The sequence below is a fragment of the Streptomyces hazeniae genome (assembly GCF_031845485.1).
GTDB classification, from domain to species: domain Bacteria; phylum Actinomycetota; class Actinomycetes; order Streptomycetales; family Streptomycetaceae; genus Streptomyces; species Streptomyces hazeniae.
Genome location: NZ_JAVREQ010000170.1, coordinates 1 through 456, shown reverse-complemented (window position 1 = coordinate 456; position 456 = coordinate 1). Strand labels below are relative to the sequence as shown.

Annotated in this window: 1 protein-coding gene; it reads right to left on the bottom strand. The window is 68.6% G+C overall.

Translation table 11 applies throughout. From position 1 onward, the window contains the following. Positions 1-91 precede the first annotated feature (91 nt). A partial coding sequence (locus RM572_RS29155; RefSeq protein WP_449657230.1) for an ABC transporter permease subunit occupies positions 92-456 on the bottom strand: 365 nt, incomplete at its 5' end.

The following is a 456-nucleotide window of genomic DNA, read 5'->3' as shown; positions in this document are numbered from 1 at the left end:
AGCAGGAAGACCGGCAGGGTGAGCTTGCGGCGGCCGCCCTTCTGGGGGGCGGGGCGTGCGGCGATGGCTTTGCTGGTGCTCACAGGGCCGCCTACTTCTCGGTCTTGATGGCGTGTCCGGCGGCGAGCTCCTCGCCGACCTTCTGCTGCTGGCGGCGGATGCCGTACCGGCGGACCAGCTCGTAGGAGACGACGACCGAGATCACGATCAGGCCCTGCATGATCGTGGCGATCTCCTTCTCGTACCCGTACTGGTCGAGCGAGGCCGAGGACTTGTCCAGGAAGGCGACGAGCAGCGCGGCGAACGCGATTCCGAGCGGGTTGTTGCGGCCCAGCAGCGCGATGGTGATGCCGGTGAAGCCGATGCCCGTGGGGAAGTCGAGGCTGTAGGTGTGGGTGTCGCCGAGCAGCGTCGGCAGACCCGCGAGGCCCGCGACCGCGCCGGAGATCAGCATCG